General features: G+C 59.7%; 17 protein-coding genes. 4 read left to right on the top strand and 13 right to left on the bottom strand.

Features of this window, described 5'->3' with window-relative positions; genetic code table 11:
- Positions 1-234: 234 nt before the first annotated feature.
- Positions 235-555, bottom strand: a complete 321-nt coding sequence (locus LRX75_RS23405) for an ArsR/SmtB family transcription factor (RefSeq protein WP_420851184.1) — start codon at positions 553-555, stop codon at positions 235-237.
- A 197-nt stretch (positions 556-752) separates the two neighbouring features.
- On the opposite strand from LRX75_RS23405, the gene LRX75_RS11340 reads away from it, so the two are divergent.
- Positions 753-1,100 (top strand): hypothetical protein, encoded by a 348-nt coding sequence (locus LRX75_RS11340; protein WP_231814412.1) that lies wholly within the window; start codon positions 753-755, stop codon positions 1,098-1,100.
- A 673-nt stretch (positions 1,101-1,773) separates the two neighbouring features.
- On the opposite strand, the gene LRX75_RS11335 is transcribed toward LRX75_RS11340, so the two are convergent.
- The 5 genes from LRX75_RS11335 to LRX75_RS11315 are packed head-to-tail and all read right to left on the bottom strand — an operon-like array spanning position 1,774 to position 7,044.
- Entirely contained in the window at positions 1,774-2,565 is a 792-nt protein-coding gene (locus LRX75_RS11335) for an ABC transporter ATP-binding protein (protein ID WP_162743159.1), read from the bottom strand.
- 8 nt (positions 2,566-2,573) lie between these two features.
- Complete coding sequence (locus LRX75_RS11330; protein WP_231814410.1) at positions 2,574-3,434, bottom strand: ABC transporter ATP-binding protein; 861 nt, start codon at positions 3,432-3,434, stop codon at positions 2,574-2,576.
- On the bottom strand, positions 3,427-4,344 hold the full coding sequence (locus tag LRX75_RS11325) for an ABC transporter permease (protein WP_269456160.1): 918 nt from the start codon (positions 4,342-4,344) through the stop codon (positions 3,427-3,429). The genes LRX75_RS11330 and LRX75_RS11325 overlap by 8 nt, the downstream gene beginning before the upstream one ends.
- Positions 4,341-5,435, bottom strand: coding sequence for an ABC transporter permease (locus LRX75_RS11320; protein WP_113152551.1), 1,095 nt, complete (start codon positions 5,433-5,435; stop codon positions 4,341-4,343). The genes LRX75_RS11325 and LRX75_RS11320 overlap by 4 nt, the downstream gene beginning before the upstream one ends.
- A 13-nt stretch (positions 5,436-5,448) precedes the next feature.
- Positions 5,449-7,044, bottom strand: a complete 1,596-nt coding sequence (locus tag LRX75_RS11315; protein WP_231814408.1) for an ABC transporter substrate-binding protein — start codon at positions 7,042-7,044, stop codon at positions 5,449-5,451.
- Positions 7,045-7,164: 120 nt separating this feature from the next.
- Between LRX75_RS11315 and LRX75_RS11310 the strand changes: the two genes are divergently transcribed.
- Genes LRX75_RS11310 through LRX75_RS11300 form a run of 3 tightly spaced genes read left to right on the top strand, consistent with a single transcriptional unit; the run spans position 7,165 to position 9,945 of the window.
- Entirely contained in the window at positions 7,165-7,869 is a 705-nt protein-coding gene (locus LRX75_RS11310; protein ID WP_113152549.1) for a GntR family transcriptional regulator, read from the top strand.
- A 1-nt stretch (position 7,870) separates the two neighbouring features.
- On the top strand, positions 7,871-8,791 hold the full coding sequence (locus LRX75_RS11305) for a dihydrodipicolinate synthase family protein (RefSeq protein ID WP_231814406.1): 921 nt from the start codon (positions 7,871-7,873) through the stop codon (positions 8,789-8,791).
- 14 nt (positions 8,792-8,805) lie between these two features.
- Positions 8,806-9,945 (top strand): mandelate racemase/muconate lactonizing enzyme family protein, encoded by a 1,140-nt coding sequence (locus LRX75_RS11300; protein WP_231814404.1) that lies wholly within the window; start codon positions 8,806-8,808, stop codon positions 9,943-9,945.
- Positions 9,946-10,689: 744 nt separating this feature from the next.
- Here LRX75_RS11300 and LRX75_RS11290 read toward each other — a convergent pair.
- The 7 genes from LRX75_RS11290 to LRX75_RS11260 are packed head-to-tail and all read right to left on the bottom strand — an operon-like array spanning position 10,690 to position 17,794.
- Positions 10,690-12,006 carry a M20 family metallopeptidase gene (locus LRX75_RS11290; protein WP_231814402.1) on the bottom strand — a complete coding sequence of 439 codons (1,317 nt, stop codon included), beginning with the start codon at positions 12,004-12,006 and terminating at the stop codon, positions 10,690-10,692.
- 2 nt (positions 12,007-12,008) lie between these two features.
- The gene (locus LRX75_RS11285; RefSeq protein WP_231814400.1) at positions 12,009-12,965 is read right to left on the bottom strand and encodes an ABC transporter permease; all 957 of its coding nucleotides are present in this window, start codon (positions 12,963-12,965) and stop codon (positions 12,009-12,011) included.
- Entirely contained in the window at positions 12,962-13,939 is a 978-nt protein-coding gene (locus tag LRX75_RS11280; RefSeq protein WP_231814398.1) for an ABC transporter permease, read from the bottom strand. The genes LRX75_RS11285 and LRX75_RS11280 overlap by 4 nt, the downstream gene beginning before the upstream one ends.
- Positions 13,940-13,957: 18 nt before the next feature.
- Positions 13,958-14,944, bottom strand: coding sequence for an autoinducer 2 ABC transporter substrate-binding protein (locus tag LRX75_RS11275; protein WP_231814397.1), 987 nt, complete (start codon positions 14,942-14,944; stop codon positions 13,958-13,960).
- A 30-nt stretch (positions 14,945-14,974) separates the two neighbouring features.
- Entirely contained in the window at positions 14,975-15,748 is a 774-nt protein-coding gene (locus tag LRX75_RS11270; RefSeq protein ID WP_231814395.1) for an ATP-binding cassette domain-containing protein, read from the bottom strand.
- A 28-nt stretch (positions 15,749-15,776) separates the two neighbouring features.
- Positions 15,777-16,562: a glutamine amidotransferase gene (locus LRX75_RS11265; RefSeq protein WP_231814393.1), complete on the bottom strand. Its 786-nt coding sequence runs from the start codon at positions 16,560-16,562 to the stop codon at positions 15,777-15,779.
- A 38-nt stretch (positions 16,563-16,600) separates the two neighbouring features.
- Positions 16,601-17,794 carry a carbohydrate kinase family protein gene (locus LRX75_RS11260; RefSeq protein ID WP_231814392.1) on the bottom strand — a complete coding sequence of 398 codons (1,194 nt, stop codon included), beginning with the start codon at positions 17,792-17,794 and terminating at the stop codon, positions 16,601-16,603.
- Positions 17,795-17,826: the final 32 nt, after the last annotated feature.

Raw genomic sequence — 17,826 nt, 5'->3', positions numbered from 1 at the left:
CAGCGAAGCTACCCCGCGTATCGGGCGAAGGACGAAGAGTAAGGCCGTCGCCGCGGGCGTTTGAAATGAAGCACAGGGTGCCGAAGGCAAGCCCTCGAAGACGGACACGTTTGCAGACAGAACCCATCCGACAGCCTGTTAGGATAGCTATCACACCCTGACCTCTTTCGAGGCGCGTTGCTTTGACATGATTCCGAGAGGTGTTCAACGGGAATCCTAGCTACCACGCGTTGGTCAAGACGAGTTAGCTGTCCTCAAGGCGTCATGTTGCTCAGCAGCACGAATCAGTCGCCGCAATATGTCCGCCCACTCCGGTACGATCGAGTTGTATCGAGACTGTCGGTCTCGCCTCTGAACAACAATGCCAGCAATCACGAGCTTCGCAAGGTGCTGGGACGTCGCAGCTTGAGCGAGGCCGGCCCGGTCAGCCAATGCGCATACTCGTACTTCTCCTTCAAGCATCGCTTGGAGCATTCGAATTCGTTCCGAGTTCGCCATCAACTTGACCAAAGCCGATGCCTCGTTAGCTTCAACCTCGCCCACGCCGATCTCCATTTCTGACCACTTAGATAAGCCGATAGCAAAACAGTTGGCGCTGGGATAGCCTCGCCCCAGCTTATCGTGCTTGAATACTTTCAGAGGCTGACTGCACCGTTGCCCGGTTACAGTCCCAGCGGTCCTCCCAAGACCTGAAACGCACTCCCCCTTGCCCGAGGAGGCGAGGGGGTGTTTTGCGTGTGAATCTCGTTGGGATGGCCGTCGAGAGCCAGGAAACCGATCGCTCAATTATGAACTCCTACGAAAGCCAGTTTCGCGCCATCGTCGGCGAGCAGCACAACCCGCTCCGCGATGTGCTGCCCGTCCCAAAGGCTGAGGCGCTCGCCGCTCTCATCGACGACATGCCTGTCTCGCAGCAAGGCTTCGGAGGCTCCTTGAATATTTTTGAAGGGTGGTGTGATGTGCAGAGCACCTACCTCGCTGTCACGATCGAGGTAGAGAGCGGGCAGGGCTATCGGGCTCGTTGCGAGTCAGAAAACTGGCTCGACAGCAAAAAGTCATTCGCCGACGAGGATTCATGGATGCGTCTCGCCATCCTTTGATGTGAAGGCGATACGACGTGAGCCACCCCGCGCGTTTTGATCTGCGGGGTGAGAGGGGTCAGGCAAAGGGCGCGTAGTCTCATTACCGTTGACATCAGACAGTTATAGTAAACTCCGACGCAGGCGGCAGCATCGCTTAAACTTGCCGTGACCAATGCTTGTTCGTTCGCGCAACATCGAGCCTTATCCTTGGATCGAGGGCCAAGTTTATAGAAACTGGCGCGCCTCAGCGGCGTCTTGTGTAAATTACTGTTAGCGAAGGCCGCGCAGCGATCCGACGATACCGAGGTAGAGATCGAAGAGTGATACGTGGCATTGGTCACAGATGCGACGAAACGGTCGCCTGTTTTCACAAACAGAGCTGCCGCTTCGCTCTCCAGAAATGGCGATTTTAACAACTCCTCGGCGCCGCGGCGCGAAAACGGCGGCGAGGGGATAATCTGCTTCAAGTTGTTGATTCTAAAGAGTGAATAAAAATATCAGGCTGTGGTGGTCAGCTATCAGGGGCTCTATGCGACGAGCAAATCCCGGCAGCCACGAAGCGCGTTTGGATGATCACTTAATCACCTTCGAGGCAGAAGCCAGATCTTGTGGCCGACGATGTCTTTGAGGATCTGCAGGCCGGCCACGTGATCATTGTGAACGCCGAAAATTGTGACACACCGCTCGTCTTCTAACCAGCGATATCAACTGGACTGCGGTATGTTGCGATCGGCGTCTTCGGCACATAGCCTCGGCTCCCATCCATTAGAACTTTTGTATATGAATGTGTCACGGTACCGTCGATGATCTGCTTCTTTGTCACAGTCTCCACAAAGATGCCGTTTTGCATAACCGCTACACGGTCGCAAAGATGCGCGACGACTGCCATATCGTGGCTCACGAGAATATATGTCAGGTTTTCGCGTTTTCTCAGGTCTTTGAGAAGGTTGAGGATCTCTGCCTGTATGGAGACATCGAGAGCGGAGGTCGGCTCATCGAGCAAGAGAATCCGCGGTTTCAGGATAAGGGCGCGGGCGATAGCGACGCGCTGACGCTGACCGCCGGAGAGCTGATGAGGGAACCGGTATCGGAAATTGACCGGAAGCCCAACGTCCCTGAGGACGGTCTCCACCCTGTTTTGGCGGTCATTGATGCCGTGGATCTCCAGCGGTTCCAAGAGGATGCGACCGATCGTGTGGCGCGGGTGCAACGAACCGAAGGGATCTTGGAAGACCATCTGCTGAAGGGCTAACTGCTCATGACTGCGCTTGGCCCCGATCATCTGACCATCGATGGTGATACGGCCGGTCCACTGTTTGTTGCGTCCGGCAAGCGCCCCGAGGATGGTGGACTTACCGCAGCCGCTCTCCCCGATGAGACCGAAGGTTTCGTTGGCTCCCACGTCGAAGGAGACGTCGTCCACCACGCGGGTTGGCCGGTTTGGATGGCCGTAGGAGACGGCAAGATGGTCTACAGTGATCATGGACATCGTCAGCCCTCCAGCCAGGCAGGATCGCGCGCTAGAACGTCGAGCCTGTCGCGCGGATGGTCGAGGCTCGGCAGGGCGTTGAGAAGCCCTTGCGTATAGGGATGTTTGGCGTGATCAAGATCAGCAGCCGCAATGGTCTCCACGATACGTCCCGCATACATGATGATGACGCGGTCACAGAAGCTGCGCACCAGATTGAGATCGTGCGAGATGAAGATCAGCCCGATGTCGCGCTCGGTCACCAGATCGTCAAGAATACTGAGAACCTGCTGTCGAACGGTCACATCCAGCGCGGATGTGGGCTCGTCGGCGATGATGAGTGAGGGGGACGCGATCAGCATCATCGAGATCATGATGCGCTGGCCCATGCCGCCGGACACTTCATGCGGATAGAGATCGAACACACGGCGGGGATCACGGATCTGGACGCGCTCCAGCATGCCGAGCGTCCGCTCCCGCGCGACCCGGCGGGAAACCTTCTCATGAAGCATCACGGTCTCGCCGATCTGCTCGCCCACCGTCATCACGGGATTGAGGGAGTATTTGGGATCCTGGAGGATCATCGCCATGCGACGCCCCCGGATGGACAGCATATCCTTCTCGCTGACTTTCAGGAGATCGATTTCCTCGAAACGCAACGCGTCCGCCTTTACGATGGCGCCCGGTGGCTGCAGGCGCATGATGGCGCGGCCCGTGGTGCTCTTGCCGGATCCGCTTTCGCCGATGATGCCGATCTTTTCGCGCCTGACGGAGAACGAGACATCGCGGACGGCAGGAATGGTGCCTGAGAGGGACGGAAAGCCCACCGACATGTTGCGCACCGTCAGGATCGGGTCCAGGGGGAGCGGCGATGGATCAGGCATTGCGCGGGTCCAGAATGTCACGGAGACCATCTCCCAGAAGGTTGAAGGCGAGGCTGACGACAAGAATCGCGATGCCTGGAATGGTCGTTAGCCACCAGGCATCGAGCAGATATTGGCGGCCGGATGCAGCCATCGCACCCCATTCCGGCATTGGCGGCTGTGCACCAAGACCAAGGAACCCCAGGCCGGCAGCCGTCAGGATGATGCTCGACATGTTGAGTGTCAGCCGCACGACAATCGATGGCGCACAGAGCGGCACGATATGGCGAAACAGGATACGTGCCATTCCGGCACCCTGCAGTTCGGCCGCCACCACGAAATCAGCCTTGCGGAAGGTGAGCGTTTCCGCACGGGCGAGGCGTGCGATGGGCGGCCAGATGGTCAGCGCGATGGCGATCACGGCATTCTCAATACCGGGGCCGAGTGCCGCGGAAAACGCGAGCGCCAGAACGAGAGAGGGAAACGACAGGAAGATGTCGGTGATCCGCATCAGGACGGTATCGACCCAGCCGCCGATATAGCCAGCCGTTGCGCCGATGATGAAGCCGATGGGCGCGACGATAAGGGTGACAAGAATACTGATGTAGAGCGTGGTGCGGGCACCATAGGCTAAGCGGGCGTAGACATCCCGACCAAACTCGTCAGTTCCGAACCAGTGGAGGGCGGATGGAGCCTTAAGCGCCATGCTGAGATCCTGGGCGATCGGATCGTGAATGGTCAGCACAGGCGCCAGCGTCGCAATCGCCACGAGCAGCACGATGACCATGAAGCCGAGCAGCGCCAGCGGATTGCCAACAAGGTTCAACCAACCGACGTAGGCTTTGTGGAGTCGCGCCTGACGGTTGGAAGTGAAGTCCTCGCGGATCAGCCAATCGTGCAGGTTTTGAAATGTGCCGGAACGAATTGTCATGATGACCGGGTCCTCGGGTCGATGAAGCGGTAGACGATGTCGGAGAGCAGATTGATCGCAATCGAGATGAGCCCGATGAACAGAACGCTGCCGAGCACAGCATTCATATCGGCAAAGAACAGCGCCGATGTCAGATACTGGCCGAGGCCCGGCCAGGAGAACACCGTCTCGATCAGCACTGTTCCATCCAGCAGACCGCAGTAGGCCAGAGCAACCACGGTCAGAAGCTGGACACGAATGTTCCGGAAGGCATGACGCCAGACGATGGGGCGCTGGCCCAGGCCCTTGGCACGAGCTGTCAGTATGTACTCCTGACGCAGTTGCTCCAGCATAAAGCTGCGGCTCATGCGGCTGAGATAGGCCATGGCCGCGTAGCCTAGAATGATTGCCGGTGCGGCGACATGGTGAAGGGCGCTCCAGAAAACTTCCCATTCGCCCGCCAGCAGCGCGTCCACGATCAAGGAGTTGGTCGGACCATTGACGAGGCCTTCATTATAGATATCGACCCGCCCGCCGCCGGGTATCCAGCCGAGCGTCGCGTAGAACACGAGGATGACGATGGTGCCGAGCCAGAAGATCGGCGTCGAATAGCCCAGCAGCCCGACCACGCGCGCCACATGGTCCACCCAGGTTCCCTTCCGCACGGCAGCGACGACGCCGAGCGGCACGCCGAAACCCGCGCCGATCAGCGTGGCAAGCGTTGCCAGTTCCAGCGTTGCGGGAAACACCCGCGCAAGATCGCTCGCGACAGGATTCTTGGTGATATGGGACTGCCCAAAATCAAGCCGGGCGACATCACCAAGATAGGTGCCGAATTGGACGTAGAGCGGTTGATCGAGACCCATTTCCTTGTAGACCCGGTCATAGGTCACCTGGTCGGCCTGATCGCCGATGACGGCGATGACCGGGTCAGCCGGCACCATGCGGCCGATGACAAAGGTGATAACGAGGAGCCCAAACAGCGTCGTTGCGATAACGCCAAGCGACGCGGTCAACTTGCCGGCCCCGGTCAGCAGCGCAGATTTGTCCGGCAGTCTGCTCTCAGTGGTCTGAGTTATGCTCACGACATTCCATCCTTCCTGATCAGCCATCGGCGCTCCGTTTTCACTCGGCCTTCGTGACCGTGTCCCAGCGGGTGAGCCATGTGGCATGGCCGACATAGCCCTTCACCACGTTGCGTACCGCCTTGGCGTCCGTTCGCTGGAAGGAGGTGATCACAGCTGGGGAAGCTGCAAGGTAGGCAGCATTGATCTTCGTGTAGAGGTCTGAGCGTTTGGACGGGTCGGTCTCGTGGGCCGCGGCCGTGACCATGGTCTGAATTTCCTCAGGTACGTCCCAGGCGGAACGCCATGCGAGCAGTCCCGTCAGCTTGGCAGCATCGGCGTTGTCCGCATTCGTCGCGTAGGAGTTCAGCACGGCATGGGGATCGGGCAGTCGTTCGCCGGAGCGTGCCGAGAATAGCTGGAAATCCCGCGCCCGGAACTTGCCAATATGGTCACCCCCCTGAAGATCGAGTTTGATGCCGGCCTTGGCCGCATTGGCGGCGAGCGACTGAGCAACCTCGTATTCTGGCGTGACCGGCGTCGCATAGTAGACTTTCGAGAAGCCATCGGGGTACCCTGCCTCAGCAAGCAGAGCCTTCGCCTTATCGATATTGAGCGTATAGGGGTTCTCGTCCGATGCACCCGGCAGGCCGGCCGGGATGATTGTCTGCTGTTTAACACCGTAAAATTTCATCACCGTACCGGCAAGCCCATCATAATCGATGAGGTAGCGGAAGGCCTCCCGGACCTTGGGCTTGGAAAGGATTTCGTCCTTTTGGTTAAGCGCGAGGTAGTAGAAGCCAAAGCCTGGCGTCTTCTGGATGGTCACCTTGTCACCCGTGTCCAGCGCATTCAGATCGGTCGACGATAGGCGCGTCGCGACATCGATATCGCCGGCCTCGATCTGCAGGCGTTGCGCGGAGGATTCCGGCATATGCCGGATCAGGACGCGGCGCATAGCCGGCGCTCCTTGCCAGTAATTTTTGAAGGCGTCCGCGATTAGAAGCTCGTTTGACCGCCAGGACCGCAGGGCATAGGGCCCCGAGCCGGCATCCGCCGTCTGGAGGTAGGCACGCCCCATATCGCCATCCTTCGCCTTGTCCGCGAGAAAAGCGCTGTCGAGAATGGAGGTGGAGAAGCTGGCTAGCGAGAAAAGAATAAGATTTGCATTCCAGACCTCCGGCGTCTCGATCACCAGTGTGGCGTCGTCCGTCGCGCGGATGAGCGTATCGACATTCTCGGCGGAAAAGCCCCACTGACGAAGATCGGTAGAGGGCGCTAGCCCAAGCTTGACGAGCCGGCGCAACGACCATTCGACATCCCTCGCCGTGAGATCATTGCCGGAGTGGAACGTCACACCGGATCGGATCTTAAACGTGAACGTCTTTCCATCGGGTGAGACGATCCAGCTTTCCGCGAGTCCCGGCTCCGGCTCGGACATCTTATCGGCCGCCAAAACGACGAGCCGCTCATAGAGATTGGCGACGACTTCGGCAGACTCGAGCTGATTGAGCTCGTGCGGGTCTAGTCCCCGCATCGAAGACATGTTGGAGGCAAGGACGAGCTGGTCTGCCGGAGTGGCTGCGCTCGCGAACGGTGCTGCGAAAATGGACAGCGCGGTTGCGCCGGCCAATGCGAAGATATGGGCGTTGGTCATTCCGTCTCCTCCGAGGCTCCTCAACCTCATGCTTTGCAAACTTTCATATCGACAACGATCTGAAATTTGATATATCAGATTTCACAAAACGCAATCGACGTCAACGGGGTTCTCGAAACCATGGCTCAAAACACGACAGAGGATCTCGGTGATGCAATGTCCAAACTGGACCCCCGCGTCTTCGCGACTTTGCGCGATCATGTTCATCGCAGCCTTCGCGCGGCGATCATTGGCGGACGCTTTGCCTTTGGGCAGAAGCTGAACGAGCGACACCTGGCCGAGCAACTCGGAGTAAGCACGACCCCCATCAAGGAAGCTTTGCGCCAGCTTGAATCCGACGGGCTTGTCGAGACACAGCCGCGCCGAGGTGTCATCGTTCGTTTCAATGCCATCTGGGCGGAGGAAATGATCCTTGCGAGGGCGGCTCTTGAATCAATGATCGCCCACCTCGCCGCCAAGCGCCGGGAACCTTTAGAAGGAACCGCGCTGACCGCGACGGTCAACCTGATGCACGAGGCCACAGACAGTGGGGATGTCGACAGCCTGATCCTGCTGAACGAGACCTTTCATGACCAGATACACGTCGCGTCGCGGTGTGCCTATCTCGGCAAGCTGATCGAGCGCCAGCAGTTCTACGACGCGGGCACCCGCCGTATCATTCATTCAGATCCTGCGGAGCGCAAAAAGGCGTTTGGGGAACATGCCGCCATCGCGGCGGCGATAACGCAAGGCAATGCGGATCTCGCCGAACGGCAGATGCGCGACCACGTCGTTCGGTCCGGCGAGACCTACCTCGCCATCGTATTCGGTAATAAGGAGAGTTGATGTGACTGACACGCTTCAGGTCGTTCGGACGGCCTTGACCGGCATTTCCGGCGTTCCGGTGACGCCCTATCATCCTGACGGCAGCATCGACACCGGGAAACTAACGACCCTCATTCAGGGCCTTGCGGCCGCCCGCGTCCAAAACCTCATGGCTGCCGGTAACACCGGTGAATTTTTCACCCTGACGATGGAGGAAATTCGGGAGGTGCACCGCGTTACGATTCACGCGGCAGACCGGAAGACCCTTGTCAGTGCCGCCGTGGGCCGGTCTCTGACGGAAGCGAAATCCCTTGCACGTGACGCCATCGCGGAAGGCGCAGATGCCATCATGGGGCATCATCCCATGGATCCTTTCGCTGGACCGAGCTATCAGGCCCGCTATTTTCTTGATCTGGCTGATGCCGTCACCGTCCCGCTGATCGCCTATGTTCGCAGTGATAGTTTTTCGGTCGATGACTTCAGAGCGCTTGCTCTGCATGGCAACATCGCCGGCATCAAGTTTGCCTCCACTAACCTCATGCTGCTTGCAGATGTCATACGATCCACGCGCGATGCACCGGCTATCTGGGTCTGTGGCCTTGCAGAAGGCTGGGCGCCAGCCTTCTACGCGCTCGGCGCGCGCGGCTTTACGTCGGGGCTCGTCAACGTCTTTCCGGAACGCAGCCACGCGATCCATCGGGCTTTGGAGACCGGGGACTATGCCGCGGCCCGAACCCTGATTGACGGTATTGCCGGCTTCGAAGCGCTGCGCACCAAGTACAACAACGGCGCCAACGTCACCGTCGTGAAAGAGGCCCTGGGAATGCTAGGAACGGATGTCGGCCCCGTGCGCGTTCCCGGCGTGACAGCCTTGACGAAAGACGAGCGCTCCTTGCTACGCTCGATCGTTGATCGCGTCGATACCGAAACCCGCGCCGCCTGACCGGAGACCTAACCGTGTATATTACAAGCCTGAAAACATACATGCAGCGGGTGGACGAACGTCCTCGGCTGCTTGTGAAGATCGAAACCAGCGAAGGCATCTCCGGCTGGGGCGAGTGCTACAATCATGGACCCGATCTTGCTCTGCCGCCGTTGCTCGACTACCTCTTCCACCAGATCGAGGGAGAGGATCCGCGCCGCGTGGAGTACCTGATCCTGAAGCTGAACCAACAATGCCGCTTTCCGCCCGGCGCCCTTGGCCTCGCTGCGATTTCCGCGATCGATCATGCGCTATGGGATATTGCCGGTAAGGCCGCAGGCCTGCCAGTTTACATGCTCCTCGGCGGAAACGTCAGGGATCGTGTGAAAGTGTATTGCGGTGTCTACACCGCTCCAGATCCCGAGTATGCACGCGACCAGACACTGCAGTTGCATGAGGATTACGGCTACACCGCATTCAAGATCAGCCCTTACCGACGAGATTTGCACAAGGGGCGCTGGGGGGAGCTGGTGCGGGAAACGGGCGACTACTTCGGGCGCATTCGTGAGATAACACCGTCGGAATTCGAATTCGCGTTCGACGCGCATGCCAAGATCTTTGAACCATATCAGGCCATTCAACTTGCAGCCGCTATCGCCTCCCACGATCCTCTGTTCTACGAGGAGCCGATCCGGCCGGAGCACATTCCGGCATGGAGCGAACTGAAATCGAAGATCAACGTGCCGCTTGCAACGGGGGAGTCCCTCTATTCCCGCTTCGAGTTTCTGGCGCTGCTTAATGCGAGAGGTGCTGACATCATCCAGCCAGACATTTGCGTGGTGGGAGGCATGACGGAAATGCGCCGCATCGCGACACTTGCCGAGGCGCATTATGTTACGGTGGCGCCGCACAATCCCATGGGTCCGCTGGCCACCGCCGTCAACATCCACTTCTGCGCGGCGCAACCAAACTTCAAGATTCTGGAGTTCAAGCCGCATGTCCACGCCCCTTGGGCTGTGGATCCATATATGCCTGTCGATGGACATATGGAGCTGCGCCCCGACCGCCCAGGCTGGGGTATCGAAATCGATGAGGCATGCCTCCAGAAGGACGACTACGTGCATTGGGAGCGTAAGATCACTCGCAAACCCGATGGGTCGACAGCTTATCCTTAAGTAGGCTCAGTCATAGTTCTTAAAAAAAAGCCGGAGCATCAATATTTGAACCACCTACAGCGGTTGGCGACGTGGCTCGACTACACTCTCGATGATCCACCTCAAGGCAAAAAATTGACGAAAAAGAGTTCTCTTCTTAAGCGTTGGATGTTCTAGATCAAGATTGCTTGCCGATTTCGAGCGAACATGAGAATGAAGCCCTCATGCACCAAGAGGGGCTGCCTGAATAGGCTCTTCTCCCACTCACCGTATCCCCGGAAATGGTTCGTAGCGCAATTGTCCTTCGGCTATCCAACACCTTGGCTGATTAGGTAACTTCGTCCTACAAGAGAAGCAAGCGGGCGCATCCGCAAGGAGGATTCCAAAGGTATACTTGGTGTTTTCGTCGACAGTGTCTGTGCGCCTTTAAGATAAAACAGCCGGACAGGGTTCGGTCGAGCACGACAAGCTCCGGCGTGTCCCTGATCGTGACGATTTGCTCAGTCTTCGGAACATGCTGGGTCAAGGCATTTGACAACGTCGTCTCGCCGACCCGGTCGCCTGCAAGTCAGGCGGGCATGACCCCTATACTCGCACCGGTCTGCTGCCAGGATCGGATAACCCCAGCAGCAATATTGTGTATCTCCGGCGAGCCGGTATCTCTTCACTGGATCCGTTTTGACGCAGGCTGCCAACGCCGGCTTGGCCTGATCTCTCTCGACGATCTCTTACTGATAGCTGATCGGGGTCGCTCGGGTATTCCGCTCAGTTGCACCACTTCTGCACCGCTAGCGCAATAGCTTTGGTGCAGTCAATGAGGTCGCGAACCGCGACGCGCTCGTTTGGCTGGTGCGCCTGGGCCGGATCGCCGGGTCCGAAATTGACTGTCGGCGTGTTGCCTAGTCCCGTCGGCAGGCCAATATCGCTATGTGCACCGAAGCCGGAGAGTTTCGGCGATAGGTCCGCCATCTCCACCGCCTGCTGAAAGATCGTCACGAACGGGCTGTCGGCTGGGATCTCGGCGCAATCGGCATCGAGGATCCACTCAACGCGGGCTGGATGCTCACGCAGATAGGGATCTGCCTGGCAGACGTTGCGGACATGCTCTTCGATCTCGCGCTTTACATGGCCGCCAAGAGCGAATTCGTCCTTTTCGCTCGGCAAGTATTGCGCGTCGATGATGATCTCGGCACGACCGGCCATCGACGACGGGTGCTCGCCGGCAGTCATCTGGGTGACGATGATTTGGTTCGGCAGGTCCATCAGGGGATGGTTCTTCTTGGGGTCGAACATCCAGCGACGGTTGAGGATGTCGATGCCGTCGAGCATCTGGCGGCAGAGTTGTACAGCATCGACCGGGCCGCTCGTGTACCAGGAATTCGGCGTCAGCTCGGCATGGCCACCGATCCCGTCGATGATGATCCTGCCCCAGAGAATGCCGTGGCACAGCGGCGCGATGCGGTTAGCGGTCGGCTCCGTCATGATGCCGGCGTCGGCCTTGAAGCCGCGATCAACCATGGCGAGGGAGCCCATGCCGCCGATTTCCTCGTCGACCACGGTGGTGAAGACGACATCGCCCTTCAGCTCTAAACCCATCTCCTTGAGGATCTCGACCGCCATCAGCATGCAGGCGACACCGCCTTTCATGTCGACGGTCCCACGGCCATGCAGGAAGCCGTCTTTTAGCACCGGCACGAACGGATCGGTCGTCCAATGCTCGGCGGCACCGGGTGGCACGACGTCGATATGGCCGGTCAGCATGATCGAGCGGCCGCCGCCAGCTCCCTTCAGCGTCCCCCCGAGATTGGGGCGTCCCTCAAAGGTACGCCCTTTGTTGGCGCCGGGGCGACCTTCATATTTGGCATAGAGAGCCGGACCGTCCGGATCCCAGAGATCTGTGGTGAAGCCAATCGCTTCAAGCCGCGTCTGAAGGTAGCGCTGGCAGTCCCGCTCGCCCGGACCGGCCTCCTTCGGGTTCGACTTGACAACGGACGGGAAGGCGACGAGGTCGCTCAGCGTCTGGACAATCCGCTCCTGCGCTGCCTCGACACGGTCTGAGATCTGTTGTTCAATGGATGGCATGGTTAACTCCAGCGTTTTGAAAGACGTTCGATAAGCAGGACGGCGATCAGAAGCGCGCCAACGATACCGACCTGCCAGACAGAGTTGACGTTGAGCTGCAGGAGCCCGGTCTTCAGTGTGACGAGCAGGATGACGGCGGCGATCACGCCGCCTACGCCGCCGATACCGCCAGTGATGGCGACTCCGCCGAGCATCACCGCGGTCAGCGATTCAAGCTCCAGGTTTTGCCCAATATTGGGCCTCGCGCTTCCGAGCCACGCGATCGAGACAAGCCCCGCCAGGCCGGCAAGCAGACCGCTGAGACCGTAGACCAGAAGCCGGGCGCGATCGACGGGAATGCCGACAAGGCGCGCCGAGCGCTCGTTGAACCCGATGGCGAACAGCCACCGACCCCATGCACTGTAGAGAAGGAGCACTGCGGCAATGACGAAGACGGGCACCACCAACGTCACGAACGGCATGGGCAGCGACAGCATCATCCCCCTGCCCCAGGGGAGCAACCAGGTCGGCACGCCCGATTGGGCTCCACCGCCGGTCAGCGCCAGAGCCATGCCCGAATAGACGAACAGCGTGCCGAGCGTCGCGATCAGCGGCAGGATCTTCAGCCAGGTGACCAATAGCCCGTTGAGCAAGCCGAGCAGTAGCCCGAAGACGACGCAGGCGACCGGCAGCAGTGCCGGCGGCATGCCGGCCTTGATCGCAAGCATAGCCAGCACCACCGACAGCGATACAGTGCCACCGACCGACAGATCGATACCGGCACCGCCGGCCAGAATGACGAGGCATTGGCCGAGCGAGACCAGGGCAAGGATGGTCGAGAATTGCAGGACAGTCGTCACCGTCGATGCGCTGAACATCGACGGCCTGAGCGCCGCGAAAAGCAAGATGACGGCGATCCACAGCACGGCGAGAAGCAGGAGGATGCGGCTGGAGCCGGAGCGTTTTAGAAGGTGTTTCATCGCTGCATCCACCTTGCCTTGAATTCACCCATGCGTGAGGCCGGCAGTTCAAGCGCGAGCACGCCGATCAGCAGAGCGCCGGTCACAACAGGCTGCCAGAGCGACGGCACGCCCATCAGCAGCAGGCCGTTCTGCAGGATGCGCAGGAGGATGACGCCAAGTGCGGTTCCGAGAAGGCTGCAGCGCCCCCCCATGATGCTGGTGCCGCCGAGCACAACCGCGGCGATCGCATCGAGGGCCAGCGTGCTGCCGATGGCCATTTCGACGTTACGATAGTTTGCGACATAGAAGCTTGCGGCCAGTCCGGTCAGAGCGCCGCTGATGATGAAGGTGGCGATCCGGACCTTGCTGACGGGCACGCCGGAGAGCCGCGCTTTTTCCTCTGAATTTCCGATCGAAAGCAGATGCGGGCCGTAAGGCGTGCGGCGAAGCGCCAGCCACACCGCGAGATAGGCAAGCCCGATCGCAAAGATCGACATGGGAAGGCCGAGCACGGTGACGGACAGAAGCTGCGTGAGGCCGACGGGCAGGCCAGAAAGCCATTGCCCGCCGAGAAGTGCGAAGACCCCCATCCGATAGACGCCGAGAAGGCCAAGCGTGCCGACGATTGCCGGCACGCGGCCGAGAACGACGACCAGCGCCGTCACGAGGCCCAGTGCTGCACCCGCCGCCGGCCCGACGAGCAGGGCGAGTGCCGGTGCAACCGATGCCAGCAGAGCATGGGCGACGGCGATGGCGGCAAGCCCCATGAGGATGCCAATGGAAACGTCGATACTGCCCATAGCGAGGAGCAGGGTCATGCCGAGACCAGCCAACATCAACTCGGTGCTGTTGCGGGCGATGGTCGTGGCATTGCCTGCCGTCGCGAAATAGGGTGACGCGACAGAAAAGATGATCGAGGCGAGAATGACGGCGCCAAGCAGCGCCCCTTCACGTCCGCCGATGGCAGGAAGACGTGGACTTGACTGTCGCATCACAAATTACATCCAGCCTTAGAAGTCGAACTTGTCGACATTGTCGGCGGTAAAGACGGCCGGAGGGCCAAGCAGCAGGATGCCGCTACCGGCATCGTAAGTGACCGGCGAGGCGAAGCCCTTCACAACGTTTTCAGCCGCGAACGGCTTGCCGTCTATCAGCTGCTTGCCGGCCCAGACTGTCAAATAGCCGAGCTGCGCCGGATCCCAGAGCACCGAGAAGCCGAAGGTACCACTCTTGAGGTAGGATCGCGCAGTATTCGGGCTGCAATAGCCCGTACCAACCACCGCGCCGATCTTGCCGGCTGTTTCGATCGCCTGAGCGACGCCCGGGCATGTGGAGGAGGCGACCGCAATGATGCCCTTGATGTCTGGGTTTGCGGTCATCAGGTCGCCAGCGATCTGTGCCGCACGCTGTGCCGTGCCGCCGGCGAACTGCGGCTCAAGAAGGGTGAGCTTCGGATACTTCTCTTTCGCTCGCTTCTGCATGAAGCCGATCCAGGCGTTGAGGTTGGAGGCCGTGGCCTCACCCGAGACGATGCCGATCTTGGCATCTTCGCCGACGCGCTTGACCATTTCGTCGATAATGGTGGTGCCGAGACCTTCGTCGGTTGCCTGGGCGACATAGACGGCACGGCCGCTGTCAGGAGCGTCGCTGTCGCTGGTGAAGAGCTTGACACCCTTTGCCTTGGCGGCCTCGACGACCGGTGCGATAGCGGATGCGTCGAGCACGCTGACGGACACGGCACTGACACCTTGGTCAATCAGGTTCTGGACAATCTGCAGCTGGTCAACTGGATTGGTATCGACCGGGCCGGAATAGATAAAGTCGACGCCAAGATCTTCAGCAGCGCGCTTGCCGCCGGCTTCCATGGCGTTGAAGTAGGGAATTCCGATCAGCTGAGGAACGAAGGCTACTTTCGGCTTGTCTTGCGCGAAAGCGGAAGAGCCAAGCGCAAGCGTCACTGCAGATGCGGCGAGAATTGTCTTGAGTTTGGAAAACATTGGAACCTCTCTGGAACGGTTTGACGCGCTTTATTGGCTGTTTTGTTCAAGCGCTCGCACGTCGGGATGAGCGCCTGTGATGAGAGAGACGATTTCTTCGGGGCTAGTTTCATCTTTCTGCCGCTCCGCGACCTTTCTACCGCGGCGGAAAACGACCATGCGGTCGGCGACCTCAAAGACATCGGCAATGTTGTGGCTGATCAGGACGACAGCGCAGCCTCGTTCGGCAAGCTTGCGCGTCAGCTGCAGCACCTTGCGGGTTTCAGCGACGGCGAGCGCCGCCGTCGGCTCATCCATAATGACGAGCCTGGCGTTTAGGTTGAGCGCGCGGCAGATCGCCACCGCCTGGCGCTGGCCTCCCGAAAGACTGCCGACAGGCGCTTCCGGATCGGAAATATGTGCATCCAATTCGTGCAGCAGGCCATCCACCCGGTCGCGCATCGTCTTCCGCTTGAGAAACGGAACACCAAGCACAGAGCGCTTGAGTTCACGTCCAAGAAAGACATTTTCCGAGATCGACAGGTTCTCCGATAATGCCAGTTCCTGAAAGATCGTCGCGATTCCGGAGCTCGCCGCGTCCTTGGGCGAGGCAAAGCGAACAGGCTCGCCTTCGACCAACAACGCGCCGTCACTCTGAGGATGCGCACCGGCTAGGATCTTGACGAACGTAGACTTTCCGGCACCATTATCGCCGAGAAGCGCCAGAACCTCGCCACAGTTGATGTCGAGATCGACACCCTTCAGTGCTGTAAGCGCGCCGAAGCGTTTGGTGATCCCGGTTGCGCGCAGGAATGGAACGGTCATCGTGCTGTCCTTTGCGTTCGCTGCAGGTTCACTTGGCCGTGCCAGCTGTATTGGCCGCCCAGCGAAGAATGTTCTTCCAGATCGTCGCGTATCCAGCCCAGGCGACGAACTCGTTCGGAACCCAATGCGGCCCGATATCAGAGGTCCAGGCGACGGTGCGGCCCCGGCCGTAGCTGCCGGTGACGAGTAGCGGATGACCACCCTCCTCTTCCGGCAGCGTCGCAAGCACCTGAATGCTATCGCCTTCCTTGGCGACGACCTCGTTTGCACCGAGAAGCAGCGGCCATTGTCCTTCGATGCCTTGTAGGATCGGATGGTCCTTTGGCCCGGTCACGACGGCATGAAAGCCATCCGGAACTTCCAGTCGGTCGTCATAGGGAAGGCAGGTGACGGGCAGAGCCTCTTCCACAGGCGTACGCCGCCAGCGGGCCTTGCCGTCGATGCCCTGGAAGGAGAAATAGCCCCCTGCCATGACAAGCCCGCCGCCGGCCTGGGTCCATTCGCGGATGATCTTCAAGCGATTGGGAACCGGCTTGCCGTGCAGCCATACCGCAGGCGGCAGCAGCAGCGAATTCGCCCCTATGTCGGACAGCAGGATGACCTGGTATTCGGAAAGACCTTCAAGCGTGAAGGGGAACTTTTCGACGCAGTCATGCGCCGTCATGTAAGTGATCTCGAACTCTTCGCCCTGAAGGGCTGCGACCAGCGGTTCGGCGCCGAGATGGAAGGTCACGCTCCCGAACTGATCGAAACCCTTGTAATGGGTTGCCGAGCTGACCCAGCTCTCTCCTACCAACAAAACCTTCGTTATCATGTCCGTCTCCTATGCATGCGATTATGTGGTCTAAAAAATCATCCGGCCTTTGCCTCGACGGCAGAAAGGAGTGTTTCGAGTTCCTGCGCTCTGGCTGTGCGGGCCTGCGCGCCTTCGGAGGTGGTGGTCAGGCTGGCGCCGACCGCGGCGTGACGTGCGCAATCGACCAGTGCCTGTCCATTCAGCCAGAGGCTCAGAAAAATTCCGGCGAATGCATCGCCCGCACCGGTCGCATCGACTCGGCTGACCGGCAGCGCCGGCACTTCGATCGGCGGGCCGCCGCTCTTGCGGAAGACGACAGCCCCAAATTCACCAAGCGTCAGCACCACATCACCGCGCCGCTTGACCCGCGCGATCGTCCGCGCCGCCTCCTCAATCATCGAGGCGAGCGGCGTGCGGATCGCGTAGATGTCCCGCAGCGTGTCGTCGTTGATGAAGGTCAGATCAATCTGCTCGATCAGCCGCTCGAAGGCGTCCGGATTGCGCGATCCTTCGGGCAGGCCGGCGGCGTGAAGGCTCACATTCCAACCCGCTGCGTGGAAGCGTGCAATCGACGGCATCATTCGTTCATAATGGAACCCTTCAATGTGCAGGCACGACCGCACTGAACCGGGCGCGATATCCATGTTGGCGGTGAGGTCCACCTCAGTGAGCTCGAAGGTCTCGTGAATGATCGTACGGCCGCCGTTGGCCTCGATGATCACCATCGCTCGCGGCAGTCGGTTCTTGCTCGGCCGCCGGATCGGCAACACGTTGACGCCGTGGGCCAGCAGTTCAGCCATTGCCCACTCGCTATCGGCGTCGTCGCCGACTGACGTGGCGAGATCGACTTGCAACCCGTAAGGCGAACCGACGGCGGCAGCGGCAACCGCAAGATTGGCAGCCGGGCCACCCAGCGCCTTATCGATGTGTCTTGCCGCCACGCGGTCGTCGCGATGGGGCAGGACCTGAACGCGGCAGAGGTAATCGACGCAGATGTGACCAACGACGAGAAGCCGGGGATTACCCTCGGACGCCTTGGCTTTGCGGGCGGACATCATCGGCAGCGACCGCGCGAACACGCTTGGACGATAGGCGAGCTTCTGGATGGTTGCGTGAATTCTATCGGCAGTTTCGGCTTTGACCGGCACTGTCCCATTGAGAAAATTGGACACGGTGCCAACGGAGACACCGGCGGCACGTGCAACATCCGTAATGGTGGGACGGCCCTTTTTCATCATTTCCTCAACCATTGAAGCGGTTCAAGGCTAGGGGTAGATTTTCC

Origin of the sequence: Rhizobium quercicola, from assembly GCF_021168455.1 — a bacterium.
Lineage (GTDB): Bacteria > Pseudomonadota > Alphaproteobacteria > Rhizobiales > Rhizobiaceae > Ferranicluibacter > Ferranicluibacter quercicola.
Note: the sequence above shows the minus strand (reverse complement) of the source record. Positions and strands in the feature narration are given on the sequence as shown.

What these genes read in the sequence shown, in the direction of transcription:
- LRX75_RS23405 (WP_420851184.1), bottom strand. Translation starts at nt 555, where the DNA reads ATGGAGATCGGCGTGGGCGAGGTTGAAGCTAACGAGGCATCGGCTTTG.
- LRX75_RS11340 (WP_231814412.1), top strand. Translation starts at nt 753, where the DNA reads ATGGCCGTCGAGAGCCAGGAAACCGATCGCTCAATTATGAACTCCTAC.
- LRX75_RS11335 (WP_162743159.1), bottom strand. Translation starts at nt 2,565, where the DNA reads ATGATCACTGTAGACCATCTTGCCGTCTCCTACGGCCATCCAAACCGG.
- LRX75_RS11330 (WP_231814410.1), bottom strand. Translation starts at nt 3,434, where the DNA reads ATGCCTGATCCATCGCCGCTCCCCCTGGACCCGATCCTGACGGTGCGC.
- LRX75_RS11325 (WP_269456160.1), bottom strand. Translation starts at nt 4,344, where the DNA reads ATGACAATTCGTTCCGGCACATTTCAAAACCTGCACGATTGGCTGATC.
- LRX75_RS11320 (WP_113152551.1), bottom strand. Translation starts at nt 5,435, where the DNA reads ATGGCTGATCAGGAAGGATGGAATGTCGTGAGCATAACTCAGACCACT.
- LRX75_RS11315 (WP_231814408.1), bottom strand. Translation starts at nt 7,044, where the DNA reads ATGACCAACGCCCATATCTTCGCATTGGCCGGCGCAACCGCGCTGTCC.
- LRX75_RS11310 (WP_113152549.1), top strand. Translation starts at nt 7,165, where the DNA reads ATGGCTCAAAACACGACAGAGGATCTCGGTGATGCAATGTCCAAACTG.
- LRX75_RS11290 (WP_231814402.1), bottom strand. Translation starts at nt 12,006, where the DNA reads ATGCCATCCATTGAACAACAGATCTCAGACCGTGTCGAGGCAGCGCAG.
- LRX75_RS11285 (WP_231814400.1), bottom strand. Translation starts at nt 12,965, where the DNA reads ATGAAACACCTTCTAAAACGCTCCGGCTCCAGCCGCATCCTCCTGCTT.
- LRX75_RS11280 (WP_231814398.1), bottom strand. Translation starts at nt 13,939, where the DNA reads ATGCGACAGTCAAGTCCACGTCTTCCTGCCATCGGCGGACGTGAAGGG.
- LRX75_RS11275 (WP_231814397.1), bottom strand. Translation starts at nt 14,944, where the DNA reads ATGTTTTCCAAACTCAAGACAATTCTCGCCGCATCTGCAGTGACGCTT.
- LRX75_RS11270 (WP_231814395.1), bottom strand. Translation starts at nt 15,748, where the DNA reads ATGACCGTTCCATTCCTGCGCGCAACCGGGATCACCAAACGCTTCGGC.
- LRX75_RS11265 (WP_231814393.1), bottom strand. Translation starts at nt 16,562, where the DNA reads ATGATAACGAAGGTTTTGTTGGTAGGAGAGAGCTGGGTCAGCTCGGCA.
- LRX75_RS11260 (WP_231814392.1), bottom strand. Translation starts at nt 17,794, where the DNA reads ATGGTTGAGGAAATGATGAAAAAGGGCCGTCCCACCATTACGGATGTT.